This is a genomic window from Methylobacterium sp. 1973, from assembly GCF_040545035.1.
Taxonomy (GTDB): Bacteria; Pseudomonadota; Alphaproteobacteria; order Rhizobiales; family Beijerinckiaceae; genus Methylobacterium; species Methylobacterium fujisawaense.
On record NZ_JBEPLA010000004.1, the window covers coordinates 1 to 15,043 of the forward strand.

General features: G+C 69.0%; 11 protein-coding genes. 7 read left to right on the plus strand and 4 right to left on the minus strand.

Translation table 11 applies throughout. The features are described from left to right. Window positions 1-980: CHASE3 domain-containing protein (locus tag ABIC70_RS09540; RefSeq protein ID WP_354439574.1), on the minus strand; the 980-nt coding region annotated here is incomplete at its 3' end. A 336-nt stretch (window positions 981-1,316) separates the two neighbouring features. On the opposite strand from ABIC70_RS09540, the gene ABIC70_RS09545 reads away from it, so the two are divergent. Then, the gene (locus tag ABIC70_RS09545) at window positions 1,317-3,650 is read left to right on the plus strand and encodes a putative bifunctional diguanylate cyclase/phosphodiesterase (protein WP_179696851.1); all 2,334 of its coding nucleotides are present in this window, start codon (window positions 1,317-1,319) and stop codon (window positions 3,648-3,650) included. A gap of 7 nt (window positions 3,651-3,657) precedes the next feature. Here the strand turns inward: ABIC70_RS09545 and ABIC70_RS09550 are convergent, their stop codons facing one another. Both ABIC70_RS09550 and ABIC70_RS09555 read right to left on the minus strand, forming a co-directional pair. Then, window positions 3,658-5,424, minus strand: coding sequence for an acyl-CoA thioesterase (locus ABIC70_RS09550; protein WP_354439576.1), 1,767 nt, complete (start codon window positions 5,422-5,424; stop codon window positions 3,658-3,660). Window positions 5,425-5,705: 281 nt separating this feature from the next. Next, window positions 5,706-6,587 (minus strand): LysR family transcriptional regulator, encoded by an 882-nt coding sequence (locus ABIC70_RS09555; protein ID WP_354439577.1) that lies wholly within the window; start codon window positions 6,585-6,587, stop codon window positions 5,706-5,708. Between the two features lie 173 nt (window positions 6,588-6,760). Between ABIC70_RS09555 and ABIC70_RS09560 the strand changes: the two genes are divergently transcribed. The 6 genes from ABIC70_RS09560 (at window position 6,761) to ABIC70_RS09585 (ending at window position 12,915) form a co-directional block, all read left to right on the plus strand. Beyond that, a complete protein-coding gene (locus tag ABIC70_RS09560; protein WP_354439578.1) occupies window positions 6,761-8,071 on the plus strand; it encodes a dicarboxylate/amino acid:cation symporter in 1,311 nt (436 codons plus the stop codon). A 51-nt stretch (window positions 8,072-8,122) separates the two neighbouring features. Then, entirely contained in the window at window positions 8,123-8,962 is an 840-nt protein-coding gene (locus tag ABIC70_RS09565; protein WP_354439579.1) for a bifunctional allantoicase/(S)-ureidoglycine aminohydrolase, read from the plus strand. Next, window positions 8,959-9,471, plus strand: coding sequence for an ureidoglycolate lyase (locus ABIC70_RS09570; RefSeq protein WP_354439581.1), 513 nt, complete (start codon window positions 8,959-8,961; stop codon window positions 9,469-9,471). The genes ABIC70_RS09565 and ABIC70_RS09570 overlap by 4 nt, the downstream gene beginning before the upstream one ends. A 257-nt stretch (window positions 9,472-9,728) precedes the next feature. After that, a complete protein-coding gene (locus ABIC70_RS09575) occupies window positions 9,729-10,763 on the plus strand; it encodes a TRAP transporter substrate-binding protein (protein WP_043758226.1) in 1,035 nt (344 codons plus the stop codon). Further along, on the plus strand, window positions 10,763-12,400 hold the full coding sequence (locus ABIC70_RS09580) for an acyl-CoA synthetase (protein ID WP_354439582.1): 1,638 nt from the start codon (window positions 10,763-10,765) through the stop codon (window positions 12,398-12,400). Before ABIC70_RS09575 ends, ABIC70_RS09580 begins: the two co-directional genes overlap by 1 nt. Window positions 12,401-12,750: 350 nt before the next feature. Beyond that, entirely contained in the window at window positions 12,751-12,915 is a 165-nt protein-coding gene (locus tag ABIC70_RS09585; protein ID WP_167337807.1) for a hypothetical protein, read from the plus strand. A 15-nt stretch (window positions 12,916-12,930) separates the two neighbouring features. Here ABIC70_RS09585 and tkt read toward each other — a convergent pair whose 3' ends face one another. Further along, on the minus strand, window positions 12,931-14,925 hold the full coding sequence (tkt, locus tag ABIC70_RS09590; protein ID WP_354439583.1) for a transketolase: 1,995 nt from the start codon (window positions 14,923-14,925) through the stop codon (window positions 12,931-12,933). Window positions 14,926-15,043: the final 118 nt, after the last annotated feature.

A 15,043-nucleotide genomic window follows, 5' to 3' on the forward strand; every position in this document is an offset into this window, starting at 1 on the left:
GTCGCCTGGGCGGTGGCGATCACCTCGGTGGCCCGCTTGCTGATCTGCGCGCCCGAATGGGTGATCTCGTCGACCGTCGCCGCCGTCTCCTGCACCGCCGCGAATTGCTGCTCCACCGAGGCCGCCTGCTCCTGCGCCGAGGCGCGGATCTCCGCCGCCGCCGCGTTGAGATCCGCCGTCGCCGCCCGGTTGGTCCGCGCCAGATCCGACAGACCCGCAACCATCGTGTTCAGCGTCGCTGAAAGTCGGCCCACTTCACCACCGGCGCGAACAGCCAACTGGCTGGACAGGTCGCCCTCGCCGACGCGGCCGACGAAGGCCATCACGCGCACCAGCGGCTGGACGATGAGGCGGTTAATGGCGATTCCGATCCCCAGGCAGATCAGGAGGGTGATGAGCGTTCCGCCCCACAGGGCGATGCTCTCGTTGCGCTCGCCCCGGGCCACGCGCTCGGCCAGAGCCGTCCGTACCACCTCTTCGAGGCCTTCGATGGCCGACAGCTTCTCGCGGAAGGTATCGAACAGCTGCTTGCCCTGACCGTCGGCTTCGATGCGGACCGCCTCGGCCCGTTTCGCCGGATCGGCCGCCATGCGGAGGGCCGCCTCGCCGACCTCGGTCTGCCAGCTGCGAGCCGCCGCCACTGCGGCGGCGAGCAGGCGTGTCCGCTCCGCATCCTGACCGACGAGGCCCCTGAGCCGGTCGATCGCCTCGTCCAGCGTCTGACGGCCGGTTCGGTACGGTTCCAGGCTGCCGTCGCGCCCCGTGATCAGGTAGCCGCGCAACCCGGTTTCCTGGTTGAGCATGGCCGCGCGGAAGCTGTCGAGGGCGCGGACCAGCTGGTTTGACCGGCTTCGCGCGTCGGTCGCGTCCCGCAATTGATCGCCCGTAACCAGGACCGCACCGCTGCTGAGGACCGAGACCAGCGCGATGATCCCGATGGCACCGCCCAATATGCGGTTGAGACCCAGCGATTGGGGCATGGTCTGCTTCATCCTGCTCGGAGCTGCGGACGGCGCCGGATGGGCCGCGATCGAGGCATCGGGGCCTCTTAGCGCCGTCGCCCGGTCGATGCGAGGGAAGGCCCTCCGTCCCGCCTCCGGCAAATGGCGCAACGACGGTCGCCTGGCCCGGATACCGCCGCCTGGGCGCCGTGATCACCGGAGGGGCGGCTGCCGAACTCCAGACCGGAATTTACGAATTGTTCACCATCGAGCAAGTTGAACTTGTGCGGGCGAACCAATTCGTATGCATCTAAGCGCTGATATCCGGAGTTCTTGATCGTAACGGTTTTGCAACGAGCATTTGTGTCGCGGGAGATGCTGATTTCTTTCCTGATCGATACCGATCGCAAGGCTGATCCACTCGACGCGAACCTCAGGGCACGCGCGCGGATCGAGCAGCTCGACGTCGCCCTTCGTCTGGTGCCCTTCACGATTCTCGTGAGCCTGAGCGTCGTACAGGTCATCGTCTACCTGTTCTGGCAGCCCGGGAACCGCGCCTATCTCGCGGGCCTGGAAGCCCTCGTCCTGCCGCTGGCGGTCGTCTCACTCCGGCAGTGCTGGCGCTGGCGCTCGCAGCCCAAGCCGCTCGAGGTGCCATCCTCCTTCGTCAAGCGGCTCGTCCTCGCCGCGCAGATCTATGGCCTTCTCCTGGCCTCCATCCCGGTGATGCTGTTCGCCGGGGCCGATCCGAATGGGCGGCTCCTGATTGCCTCCAGCATGGCGGGCCTGATCGCGACGGGGATGAGCGCGGCGGTGCTGCCCCGAGTCGCCATCGGATATGCCGGCCTGATCATCGTCGGTTCGTTCATCGCCCTCGCGGCGACGGGCGAGGCCTTCTACATCTATGTCGGCGTTCTGCTGTTCTTCTATGCGAGCTTCATCTGCTTCACGATCCTGCACCTCAGCCGCCTGCTCACGATGCGCGTCATCGCGCAGATCGAGCTGGAGCGGCAGCAGGAATTCACCCATCTCCTGCTCAACGAGTTCGAGGAGAGTGCCAGCGATTGGCTCTGGGAGACGGATGCCGACCTGCGGCTGCAGCACGTCTCGCCGCGCCTGATCGAGGTCGCCGGTTCCTCCGAGCGACAGCTCATGGGCCTGCCGCTGGAACGCCTGCTGCTCCCGCCGCTGGCGCCGCCCAAGAGCCATTCGAGCACGGCTCTCTGGAGCTGCATCGCGGAGCGGCGCGTCTTCCGGAATCTCCACCTGCAACTCGACATTGCCGGTGAGCGGCGGACCTGGTGCCTCTCCGGAAAGCCGACCTTCAACCGGGCCGGCGTGTTCTCAGGCTATCGCGGCGTCGGCTCCGATGTGACCGAGAAGCGGCGCTCCGAGGAGCGCCTGTCCTATCTCGCCCTGCACGATTCCCTGACCGATCTCCCCAACCGGGTTCTGTTCCACCAGCTTCAGGAGACGGCCCGGGCACGACTCGCGCAGGGCGACCGGTTCGCCGTGCTCGCCCTCGACCTCGACGAGTTCAAGAGCGTCAACGACACGTTCGGCCACGCCGTCGGCGACAAGCTCCTTACAGCCGTGGCCGAGCGGCTGCGGGGCTTCGAGAGCGCCGACGTGCAACTCGCCCGCCTCGCGGGTGACGAGTTCGCGGTACTCGCGGCCGGGCGGAGCGCCCGGGACCTGCACGCCATCGAGTCCCTCGCGAGCGGCATCGTCGAGGCGCTCGCCTCGCCATTCACCGTCGACGGCATTCGGCTGACCGTCAGTGTCAGCATCGGGATCGCCATCGCGCCACAGGACGGATGCCAGGAGATCATGCGGCGGGCCGATCTCGCTCTTTACCGCATGAAGAGCGAGGGGCGGAACGGTTACCGGTTCTACGAAGCCGAGATGGACGAGCGGATCGAGGCGCGGCGCGCCCTGACGTCCGATCTGCGCGGCGCGCTCGATCGGAACGAGTTCGTCCTCTACTTCCAGCCGATCGTGTCGGCCAAGGAGTGCCGCGTGGGTGGTTTCGAAGCGCTCCTGCGGTGGAAGCATCCCGCACGGGGCTTCGTCTCGCCGGGCGACTTCATTCCACTCGCCGAGGAGACCGGCGTCATCATCCCCCTCGGGGAATGGATCCTCCGAGAGGCCTGCCGGATCGCCGCCGGCTGGCCGGAGGATGTCCGGATCGCCGTCAACCTCTCCCCCCGCCAGTTCCGGCATTCGGATCTGCCGCACCTCGTGCGCTCTGCCTTGCGGACGAGTGGACTGGCCGCCGCCCGCCTGGAACTGGAGGTCACCGAGTCGGTGTTCCTGGAGGCGACGCCGGCGATCAACGCCACCCTGTCCAGGCTGCGTGAGATGGGCGTGCGCCTGTCCCTGGACGATTTCGGGACCGGCTATTCGAGTCTCAGCTATCTGCGCCGGATCGCCTTCGACAAGATCAAGATCGACCAGAGCTTCGTCCGCGACCTGCCGCACGAGGGCAGCGCCGCCGCGATCGTGCGGGCCATCATCGACATGGCGACGCGCCTCGACATGACGATCACGGCGGAAGGGGTCGAGACGGACGCGCAGCGGATCTGCCTCCTCGACCAGGGATGCCACGAATTCCAGGGCTATCTCTTCAGCAAGCCGCTGCCGGCCGAGCAGGCGGCGGTTCTCGCGCGCAGCCGCAAGTTGCTTCCGACCGCCGTCCAGGCGGCGTGAGGTGCCGTCAGGCGCCGAGGGGCGCCACGCCGGCCGGGCTGGGCTCGCCCGTGACCGCGTGGGGCGACACCTTCGGCCAGTAGGGCAGGAAGCCCTCGACGATGGTGCGCGGGATATCGAGGGGCCGGTAGTGGACGGTATCCACGAACATCAGCGACTGCTCGCCGCGGCCGAGCAGGCCGTTGACCTCGCTGTGGATCTCGTGCGCCAAGGTCACGAATTTCCGGTTGTGGCTCGCGATGGAGATCCGGACGGTGACGGGCTCGAACTCCATGGCCTCCCGCCGGAAGTCGTGATGGAAGGACTTCGTCAGGATGTAGAAATCCGTCGATTTCAGGTCGAAATCCGGCATGCAGACGTTGAAGAACAATTCGCGCGCCTTGCCGACCCAGCGCACGTAATTGGCGAAATAGACGTTTCCGACCGAATTCGTATCGTCATAGGTCGGAATCAGGCGCAGGACGAACCAGTGGCCGTCGAAGCCGTGGGAGGCGACGGTGTCGGGCCGGTCGAGCGCGACGGGCACCGCCGCCGCCCGCGGCGCCCGCTCCGCCGCCGGGATCAACGTGTCGGCCGGCTGCGTTGCGCGCCATCCGAGGATCTGTGCGATCATCGGCAGGGCACCGATCAGCCCGATGAGCGGCGCGATGGCCAGGAGCGCCCAACTCGGCGCCAGATAGCCGGTGACGAAGATCAGGCACGCCGTCGCCCCGATCATGGCGTTGAGGACCGAGTCGTACCGCCGCGTCGCGCCCAGCGTCTCGCAGACGAGACAGGCCGCCGCGCCGACGAGGAGCGTGGCGAACGGCATCATCAGGTAGAGGAGCGAGAGATTCGCCCAGATCGCCGCCGCCGCCGTGGCGAGCGCCGCACCCAGGATCCAGACCGGTGAGGACACAAGTCCCGCCGGCACGAAGGCGAGAAGCGGCGAATTGCTGCGCGCCGTGACCGAGGTCCCGAGCCACCGCGTGGCGTTGTAGAAGCTGTCGATCGTGGTGGCGGCCGCGATCGCCGTCCAGACCACGAAGGCGGCTGTCGCACCCGCCACGGATTCCCGCCCGATCGCCTGCGCCACGGCCGCATAGGCCCCCGGCAGCCCGTCCGACGAGACGACCGGCACGCCGAGCCCCGCCCGCGCGGCGAGCAGGGCATTGAGCGTCAGCAGTCCGAGGAACAGCACGGCGCCGGTGACATAGGCCACCCGCACGGATCCCCCCGAACGCCGGATCTCGAGGGCGCGCTGCCAATGCTGGATGTCCATCCACGGGCCGAGCAGGAAGCCGACCAGGGAGGGCACGACGAGACCGTAGAAGCGCTCGTCGAAGGCGTGGACCGGGACCGTCCAGCCGTCCGGATGCCGGGGCAGGTCAACCAAGAGCAGCGCGCAGGCCGACAGTCCGAGGACCAGGGCGACGCCGTGGATCGTCCGGAGGCCGCGCAGCGGAACCGCATGCGCGATCGAGCAGGCGATGAGGATCAGGGCGACCAGGCCGACTACGGAGTCGCGGCCGAACAGCGGAAGCCACGCATAGGCGGCGAAGCCGAAGATCGTGATGGCGACGGCGAAGAATTGGGCCCCCAGGAACAGGAGGGCGTAGGGACCCTGCACGGACGCGACAATCGTGTCGATGCGCCGCCGGGGAGCGCCGAGCAGCCATCCGAACAGGCCAAGGCCCGTGGCATTCGGCAGAGCGAAGGCAAGAAACCCGAGCCATCCATACGTGAGGGTCACGTGGATCGCGTAGAAAAATCCGAGCCCCCAGAACCACGACAAAGCAATCGTCGGCGCCCAGGTCGCTGAGCGAATGAATTGGGAAGGCATTGTGGCCGCGAGCGCTCCGTACCGAGTGTTGCAATAGCGTATCAGACTCGTTTCGGGAATATGTCCGGCAAAAAAGAAGGCGAATATAAGATCTTTCCTGCACGAAAATGCATCGACCTGTCGACAAGCCGCGGCTGCGGCTCAGCGCGGGCACATTTCCGCTCGCCGCGTCCCGATGGACACGCGTTTGGGCCTTGGGTGCACGACCCGTCGCGGATTCCCGGGCGATTTGCCTATTCGGCGGGTTTCGGGCCGCTGCGAACCAGATCGACGAAATTGGCGATCAGCGGAGCCTTCGGGGCCATCCACAACGCGAAGACATCGGCGCGGATGGGCGGCCCTTCGAGGGGCCTGTAGACCACGTCCGCATGCGCCAGACGGGCGACGAATTCCGGGATGATGGCGATGCCGAGCCCCGATGCCACCAAGCTCGTCAACGAGGCCGCCTCGACGGCCTGATAGGTGATGGAGGGGACGAACCCGGCCTCTGCGCAGCAATCCCACAGGTAGTTGGCGAACAGGGAATCCGAGAGCCGCAGGAAGACGAATCGCTCGTCGCGAAGGTCGGAGAGGCGGAGCGCGCCTGTCGCCAAGCGGTGGCCCCTCGGCAGGACGACCCGTACGGTTTCGGTCCACGCGCAGACGCGGACCAGATCGGCATCCTCCGGGGGGCACCGCAGGAAGCTCAGGTCGGTCTGACCGGACTTCAGCATCGCGATCTGCCGATCCGGCGACATCTCGTGGATGCGGAGATCGACCGCCGGATAGGTGCGGGCGAAGTCCCGGAGCGCCGGGCCGAGCGGGCCGGCCAACATCGAGCCGGTCAGGCCGATGTTGATGATGCCGGCGGTGCCCGCGCCGATGGCACGCGCCCGTTCCACCGCTTCGCCGGCCCGCTCCAGAATGGCGAGCGCCTGGACGTGGAAATCGTGGCCGGCCCGGGTCAGCGTCACCCGCCGCGTGGTCCGCTCGAAGAGGGCAGTGCCGATCTCATCCTCCAGGTCGCGGATCTGCTGGCTGAGGGGTGGTTGCGCCACGCCGAGGCTCTCTGCGGCGGCCGTGAAGCTCAGATATTTGGCGACAGCCACGAAATAGCGGAGATGCCGGAGTTCCATCCCGCCATCTATATGCCCCGCCTATCAATGGGAATGAAAAAGATATTTGACGTCTAGATCGGCCGGAACGATTTTGCAGCTCGGCAAATCGAAACGATGCTGCGCGTCACGATCGCCCCGCGCGCCGCCATCGGGCTTCGGTCGCCAGTCCGAGGCTGCCCAGGGGAATTGCGATGCAGCGCGTGTTCGGGTCGCTTTTCGGGCAGGTGGTCGCGGCCCTGATCCTCGGCGTCCTCGTCGGGCGGCTGTGGCCGGACTTTGCGGTCAGCCTGAAGCCCCTCGGCGACGTCTTCATCAAGCTCATCAAGATGGTCGTCGCGCCGCTGGTGTTCGGTGTCGTCGTGCATGGCATCGTCGGCGCCGGTGATCTGCGGAAGGTCGGGCGCGTCGGCCTCAAATCCCTGATCTACTTCGAGGTGGTGACGACCATCGCGCTCGCGCTCGGGCTGGTCCTCGCCTACGTCTTCGCGCCCGGCCAGGGCATGAACGTCGACCTGGCGAAGCTGGATGCCAATTCGCTCTCCAGCTACACCGATCGGGTCGGACAGGTCACAGGAACCGTCGATTTCCTGATGAAGCTGGTGCCGACGACCTTCGTCGACGCCTTCGCGAAGGGCGACATCCTCCAGGTTTTGCTTCTCGCGATCCTGTTCGGGTCCGGCCTCTCGCTCCTCGGCGAGCGCGGCAAGCCCCTGGCCGACAGCCTGGAGCGCATCACCGAAGTCCTGTTCCGGATCATCGGCTTCATCGTGCGGCTCGCGCCGCTCGGCGTGCTCGGCGCCGTCGCGTTCACGGTCGGCAAGTACGGCGTCGGATCCCTGAAGCAGCTCAGCATGCTGGTCGTGCTGTTCTACGGGGGCGTCGCGGCCTTCGTGATCGTCGTGCTCGGCGGGATCATGCGGCTCGCGGGCTTCAGCATCTTCAAGCTGCTCGCCTATCTGCGCGAGGAACTGACCGTCGTGGCCGGCACCGCATCCTCCGACTGCGTGCTGCCGCAGGTCATGCGCAAGATGGAGCGGCTCGGCATCAAGGAATCGACCGTCGGCCTCGTGATCCCGACCGGCTACTCCTTCAACCTGGATGCCTTCTCGCTCTACCTGACCCTGGCCACGGTGTTCATCGCGCAAGCGACCAACACCGACCTGTCCTTCGGTCATCTGATGCTGATCCTCGGCATCGCCCTTCTGACGTCCAAGGGCGCCCACGGCGTGCCCGGCTCGGCGATCGTGGTCCTCGCCGCGACGCTGTCGGCGGTCCCGGAGATCCCGGTGATCGGTCTGGTCCTCGTCCTGTCGGTCGACTGGTTCGTCGGCATCGCCCGTGCCCTCGGAAACCTCATCGGCAATTGCGTGGCGACCGTCGTCATCGCAGCCTGGGAGGGCGATATCGATCGCGCCCAGGCTCACCGGGTTCTCAACGGCGAGGACACGGCCGACACCGCGGCGATCCTCGAGGCCCCCGTCGCGCAGCCGCACACCGCGTGACCGATCCGGGGCAGCCGATTACAGCTTGAAGCCGAATCCCGGAGACCGACCATGAGCGCTGGAGCCTACAACCCCCCGTGCGGCGGCCTGCCCGGTCAGACGGCGCTGATGACCGGCCGCGCCGTGTTCACCGAGGCCTACGCGGTCATCCCCCACGGGGTGATGAGCGACATCGTCACGAGCCTCCTACCGGGCTGGGGCGGGACCCGGGCCTGGATCCTGGCACGGCCGCTCTCGGGCTTCGCCGAAACCTTTGCCCAGTACCTCATGGAGGTCGCCCCGGGCGGCGGCAGCGAGACTCCCGAGCCGGAGGCTCAGGCGCAGGGCGTGCTGTTCGTGGTCGCGGGCACGGCGAGCCTCATCCTCGACGGCGCCCGGCACGCCCTGCGGCCGGGCAGCTACGCCTATCTCTCCCCCGGCGCGGCCTGGTCCCTGCGCAACGACGGCGACGGGCCCGTGCGCTTCCACTGGATCCGCAAGGCCTACCAGCCGGCGGCGGGGCTGGACGCGCCGCCCTCGTTCGTGACGCACGAATCGGCGGTCGAGCCGACCGGCATGGTCGGCACCGACGGCGCCTGGGCGACCACCCGCTTCGTGGGCTCCGACGATCTGCGCCACGACATGCACGTGAACATCGTCAGCCTGCGGCCGGGCGCCTCGATTCCGTTCGAGGAGACCCACGTGATGGAGCACGGGCTGTTCGTGCTGGAGGGCAAGGCGGTCTACCGACTCAACCGCGACTGGGTCGAGGTCGCGGCGGGCGACTTCATGTGGCTGCGCGCCTTCTGCCCGCAGGCCTGCTACGCGGGCGGGCCCGGCCCGTTCCGCTACCTCCTCTACAAGGACGTCAACCGCCATCCGGCGCTCGCGCCGCGCGGACTCGGCCGTTGAGCGCGGACGCGCGCAGGATCGTCGCCCAGCCTCTGACCGCGGCGGCCTTCGCCCCGTTCGGCACGGTCATCGACGCGGCTGCCGTGGCGCCGCGGCCGATGAATGCCGGGATGGCCCGCCGCTTCCACGATCTCGCCGAGATCGAGGTCGTGGGGGAGGGCGCGCGCGTGGTGATCGGCTTGGTGGAGGCGCAGCCCTATCCGCTGCCGCTGCGCCTCGGCCTGGTGGAGCGGCATCCGCTCGGCGCGCAGGCGTTCCTGCCGCTGAGCGCGGCGCCGTTCCTGGTCGTGGTCTGCCCGGACGAAGAGGGCCGGCCCGGGCGGCCGCAGGCCTTCGTCACCGCGCCCCGCCAGGGAATCTGCTACGCGCGCAACACGTGGCACGGGGTGCTCACGCCCTATGGTCAGCCACAGGATTTCGTCGTGGTCGACCGCGGCGGCCCGGGCGTGAACCTTGAGGAACACACCTTCGCCGAGCCCTGGACGGTCCATCTGCCCGGCCTGGACTGAAGGCGGACGCAGACCGCGCCCGTGGCGCGCCGAAACGACGGCGATTCCGTCGCGCAGGCGGTCTCGCGCGGTCGGGACCGCTTTTGGCGGCGCTCGGCGTGTCAGGGGCGCCCAGATGCAATCAATCCCGGGGGTGGGGCCGCGAAAGTCCGTTGACTGGCACCGGTCAGCGGCTATCGAGGCCGCAACGATGGAGTCCGCACCAACGCGGACCCGAGGAAACGCCGGGCCCGCGGGCCCGCACCGGAAAGGCCGCCATGTCCCTGTCCCGCACGCCCCTGTCCCGCCGGCGATTCCTCGCCACTGGCTCGACGGCGCTCATCGCCGGCACCGTGGCGGCGCCGCACGTGGCGCGGGCGCAGAAGGCGGAGTTCACCTACAAATACGCCAACAACCTGCCCGACACGCACCCGATGAACATCCGCGCCCGCGAGATGGCGGAGGCGCTCCGCACCGAGACCGGCGGCCGGTTCGACCTCAAGATCTTCCCGACGAGCCAGCTCGGCTCCGACACCGACACGTTGAGCCAGCTGCGCTCGGGCAGCGTCGAGTTCTTCACGATGTCGCCGCTGATCCTCTCGACCCTGGTCCCGAACGCGTCGATCAACGGCATCGGCTACGCCTTCCCGAGCTACGACGCCGTCTGGCCGGCCATGGACGGCGAGCTCGGCGCCTGGGTCCGCCAGCAGATCGCCAAGTCCGGCCTCGTCGCCATGGAGAAGATCTGGGACAACGGCTACCGCCAGACCACTTCGTCGACCCGGCCGATCGCCACGCCCGACGATTTCAAGAGCTTCCGGATCCGCGTCCCGGTCTCGCCGCTCTGGACCTCGATGTTCAAGGCCTTCGACGCCGCGCCCGCCTCGATCAACCTCAACGAGACCTATTCGGCCCTGCAGACCAAGATCGTCGAGGGCCAGGAGAACCCGCTCGCGGTCATCTCCACGACGAAGTTCTACGAGGTGCAGAAGTACTGCTCGCTCACCAACCACATGTGGGACGGGTACTGGTTCCTGGCGAACCGCCGCGCCTGGGAGCGCCTGCCGCCGGATCTGCGCGAGACGGTGGCCCGCCACATCAACGCCGCCGGGATGAAGGAGCGGGCCGACGTCGCCCAGCTCAACGCCAACCTGCAGGCGGAGCTCTCGAAGAACGGCATGGTCTTCAACAAGCCCGATCCGGAGCCCTTCCGCGACAAGCTGCGCAAGGCCGGCTTCTACGCCGAGTGGAAGGGGCGGTACGGCGACGAGGGCTGGTCGCTGCTGGAGAAGGCCTGCGGGAAGCTCACCTGATGAGCGCTGCGGGGGCGCCGCGCGGCGGGGTCGCGCCGTGCTCCCGGCGGGTGATGAACCTCGCGCACTTCCTGCGCCGGGCCGCGCGCCGCTTCCCGGATGCGGTGGGGCTCGCCTGGGGCGCGCGCAGTTGGACCTGGGCCGAGCTCGACGCCCGTGTCGACGCCATGGCGGCGGCGCTCGCCGCCCGCGGCGTGACCAAGGGCGACCGCGTCCTGGTCCAGGCGCGCAACAGCAACCAGCTGTTCGAGTCGATGTTCGTCTGCTTCCGGCTCGGCGCCGTTTGGGTGCCGACCAACTTCCGGCAGACGCCGTCGGAGGTCGCGTATCTCGCGAGCGCCAGCGGTGCCTCCGCGCTCATCTGCGGGGCCGGCTTTCCGGACCATGCCGCCGCCGTGCGCGCGGCCTGCCCGGACCTGAACTGCGTCGTCGAGATCGGCGGCACGGCCTTCGGGGCGGATTACGACGCGCTGGTCGCCGAACATCTGGGCCGCGCCGCGTCCGTTTCCGGCATCGAGCACGACGATCCGTGTTGGTTCTTCTTCACGTCCGGCACGACCGGCCGGCCGAAGGCGGCGGTGCTCACACACGGCCAGATGGCCTTCGTCGTCACCAATCACCTCTGCGACCTGATGCCGGGCACCACCGAGGCCGACGCGTCCCTGGTCGTGGCCCCCCTCTCGCACGGCGCCGGCATCCACCAGCTCGCGCAGGTCGCGGCCGGTACGAAGACGGTGCTCACCGCCGGCGAGCGGCTGGATCCCGAAGAGGTCTGGGGGCTCGTCGAGCGTTGGCGCATCGCGAACCTCTTCACCGTGCCGACCATCGTGAAGCTGCTGACCGAACATCCGGCCGTGGAGGCGCACGATCATTCCAGCCTGCGGCACGTGATCTACGCGGGCGCGCCGATGTACAGGGCGGATCAGCAGCACGCGCTGCGTGTGCTCGGCCCGGTGCTGGTGCAGTATTTCGGCCTCGGCGAGGTGACCGGCAACATCACCGTGCTGCCGCCCCGCCTGCACGCGGCCGAGGACGGCCCCGATGTGAAGGTCGGCACCTGCGGCGTCGAACGCACGGGCATGCAGGTCCAGATCCAGGACACGGAGGGGCGCGAATTGCCGCCCGGTGAGACCGGCGAGATCTGTGTCTGCGGCCCGGCCGTCTTCGCGGGCTACTACGACAACCCGGAGGCCAACGCGGCGGCGTTCCGCGACGGCTGGTTCCGGACCGGGGACCTCGGCCATTGCGACGCGGAAGGCTTCCTGTTCATCACCGGCCGCGCCTCGGACATGTACATCTCGGGCGGCTCGAACGTGTATCCGCGCGAGATCGAGGAGAAGCTCCTGACGCATCCGGCGATCTCCGAGGCCGCGATCCTGGGCGTGCCCGACCGCGCCTGGGGCGAAGTCGGTGTTGCGGTCTGCGTCGCGCGTCCCGGGGCGTCGGTGGAAGAGGGGGAATTGATCGCGTGGTTGTCCGCCGCGGTCGCCCGCTACAAGCTGCCCCGGCGTGTGTTCTTCTGGGAAGCCCTTCCGAAATCCGGCTACGGCAAGGTGACGAAGCGCGCGATCCGCGCGGAACTCGAGTCGCGCGGTGATCTGCCCCTCGAAAAGCCGGCCCAGGCGTCGGATCGGTAGACGTCTGGCGGACGGCTCTCACGGCATCGTCGCGCGCGCGGCGACGCAAGATCGGCGTCGCGGGAGATCGGCGGCCGTGGCACCGCTGGATCGCTTCGCTGCCCGCGGAGACGTCCAGACCCACCACAGTGCAGCTTGCGCATTGAGCGGGCTGCGCAGACCGCACTGCACACGTCGCCGAGATCGCCACACCGTCCTGATTCCGGCGTCTGTTAACGTCCCATCCCGAAAGCATGTTTTCGCTGCATGACAGCCCGAACGCGCAGCCTCTGACACGCGCTCGCAAACCGGCTCATATTGCATCGCAACACGCCGGGCGCCCCGCCCGGGCATGACCGGGATCGGGTACGATGACCACCCTCGCGAATCTCGTCGGCTTCCGCACCCAGAGCGGCGCGCCGCTCCTCGCGCAGATCGCCGGGCGCTTCGGCGTCGCGATGCGCCGCGCCGCGGCCGGGCGCTACGCCGAGCAGCGCGACCGCATCGTGCGCACCGGCGGCGCCGGCATGATCTGAGTCCTCAGGCGCGTCTCAGCGCAGGCGCGCCCGTGCAGTCTCCGCCACCGCCTCCGCGGTGATGCCGAAATGGCGGAACAGGTCTTCCGGCGCTCCCGAGGCGCCGAAGCCGGTCATGCCGACGAAGCCGCCATCCTCGCCGATCCAGCGGTCCCAGCCGAAGCGAAGAGCGGCTTCGACCGCCACCCGCACGGTATCGCGGGGAATGACGCTCGCGCGATACGCGGCATCCTGCGCGGCGAAGGCTTCCCAGGAGGGCATGGAGACGACGGCGGTCGGCACACCCTCGGCCTGCAGCATCGCGCGGGCCGTAAGCGCCAGCGCGACCTCCGAGCCGGTCCCGATCAGCGTCACCCGCCGGGGACCCGAGGCCTCCGCCAGAACGTAGGCGCCCCGCGCGCTCCGGTTCTCCTCGATGCCCGGCCCGCGGAGTGCCGGCAGAGCCTGGCGCGAGCAGACGAGCGATGTCGGGCCGGTCCGGTTGGCCAGGGCCATCTCCCAGCATTCGGCGGTCTCGACCGCGTCGGCCGGGCGCAGCACCAGCATGTTGGGGATGGCCCGCAGGGACGCGAGGTACTCGACCGGCTGATGGGTCGGTCCGTTGCGGCCGATGGCGATCGAATCGTGGCTGTAGACGGTGATGACCGGCAGGTTCATCAGCGCCGCCATGCGCAGGGACGGCCGCATATAGTCGGAGAAGACCAGATAGGTCGCGCCTACCGGCACCAGCCCGCGATGGGCCGCGATGCCGTTCATCATCGCGCCCATCGCGTGCTCGCGGATGCCGTAATGCAGGTAGCGGCCCGACCGGTCCTGGGCCGTGAAGGCGTGGAGCGCGCCCTTGTGCTTCGTCGGCCCCTCCAGATCCGGGGCACCCGAGAACAGTTCGGGCATGCCGTCGGACAGGGCGGCGACGATCTCGGCGGAGACCTCGATGCTGGGCCGCGCCGCCCCGGCCTCGGCGAAGCGGTCGCGCAACCCGCGGAGCGGCGCATGCCAGCCCTCAGGAAGGCGGGCGTCGGAAACACGGTCGAATTCCGCCCGCACTTCGGCCGGCAGGGCGTCCCGGCGCCTCGTCCAGGCGGTGTAGCCGTCGCGGTTGCGGCCGGAAACGCCGGCCTGCCACGCCGCGGCGACATCGTCGGGCACGGTGAAGGGCGGGTGATCCCACCCCCGGGCGGCCCGCGCTTCGGCGCAGTCGCTGGCGAGCACGCGCCCGCCATGGGCGCCGCGCTGGCCTTCGAGGCGCGGCAGGCCCCGCCCGATCACGGTGCGGCAGGCGATCAGGGTCGGGTGCGGGTCGCCCTGGGCGAGCCGGATCGCCGCCGAGACCGCCTCAACGTCGTGCCCGTCGGCGTCGATCACCTGCCAGTCGGCGGCGCGGAAGCGCGCGCGGACGTCCTCCGAGATGGACAGGTCGGTGGCGCCGTCGTCGGTGATGCGGTTGTCGTCCCACAGGAAGGTGAGCTTTCCCAGGCGCAGATGGCCGGCCAGCGAGATCACCTCGTGGGCGATGCCTTCCTGCAGGCAGCCGTCGCCGACCAGGGCGTAGGTGCGGTGATCCACCAGATCGGAGCCGAAGGTCGCCGCGAGCCTGGCCTCGGCCACCGCCATTCCGACGGCGTTGGCGATGCCCTGTCCGAGCGGGCCGGTGGTCGCCTCAATCCCGAGTTCCGGGGCGATTTCCGGATGGCCGTGGGTGTGGGCGCCGAGTTCGCGGAACCGCCGGATCTGCTGCATCGGCAGGCCTTCATAGCCGGCGAGATGGAGGGCCGCGTAGAGCAGCATGGAGCCGTGGCCGTTCGAGAGGACGAAGCGGTCGCGGTCGGGCCAGACCGGGTCGGCGGGGTTGCAGCGCAGATGGCGGGTGAACAGCGCCACGGCGATCTCGGCGCAGCCGAGGGGCGCGCCGGGATGCCCGTCCCCAGCCCGCTCGATGGCGTCGAGGGCGAGGAAGCGGATCGCGTCGGCCATCCGGGCCGTGAGCAGGGCATCGGGCGTGTCGGGCATGGGTCTGGCTCGGGCGGTGCGAATTTTCGGCGCGCGAAGGCCGCCCGGGCGGCACCGCGGCGGCCCGGGATGGATCTCGGTCTGTGTTCTGACCCGCCGTCCCGCGCCGATCCGGCAT

Coding starts and splice junctions, on each gene's coding strand:
- ABIC70_RS09545 (WP_179696851.1), top strand. CDS start 1,317: ATGCTGATTTCTTTCCTGATCGATACCGATCGCAAGGCTGATCCACTC.
- ABIC70_RS09555 (WP_354439577.1), bottom strand. CDS start 6,587: ATGGAACTCCGGCATCTCCGCTATTTCGTGGCTGTCGCCAAATATCTG.
- ABIC70_RS09560 (WP_354439578.1), top strand. CDS start 6,761: ATGCAGCGCGTGTTCGGGTCGCTTTTCGGGCAGGTGGTCGCGGCCCTG.
- ABIC70_RS09565 (WP_354439579.1), top strand. CDS start 8,123: ATGAGCGCTGGAGCCTACAACCCCCCGTGCGGCGGCCTGCCCGGTCAG.
- ABIC70_RS09575 (WP_043758226.1), top strand. CDS start 9,729: ATGTCCCTGTCCCGCACGCCCCTGTCCCGCCGGCGATTCCTCGCCACT.
- ABIC70_RS09580 (WP_354439582.1), top strand. CDS start 10,763: ATGAGCGCTGCGGGGGCGCCGCGCGGCGGGGTCGCGCCGTGCTCCCGG.
- ABIC70_RS09585 (WP_167337807.1), top strand. CDS start 12,751: ATGACCACCCTCGCGAATCTCGTCGGCTTCCGCACCCAGAGCGGCGCG.
- tkt (WP_354439583.1), bottom strand. CDS start 14,925: ATGCCCGACACGCCCGATGCCCTGCTCACGGCCCGGATGGCCGACGCG.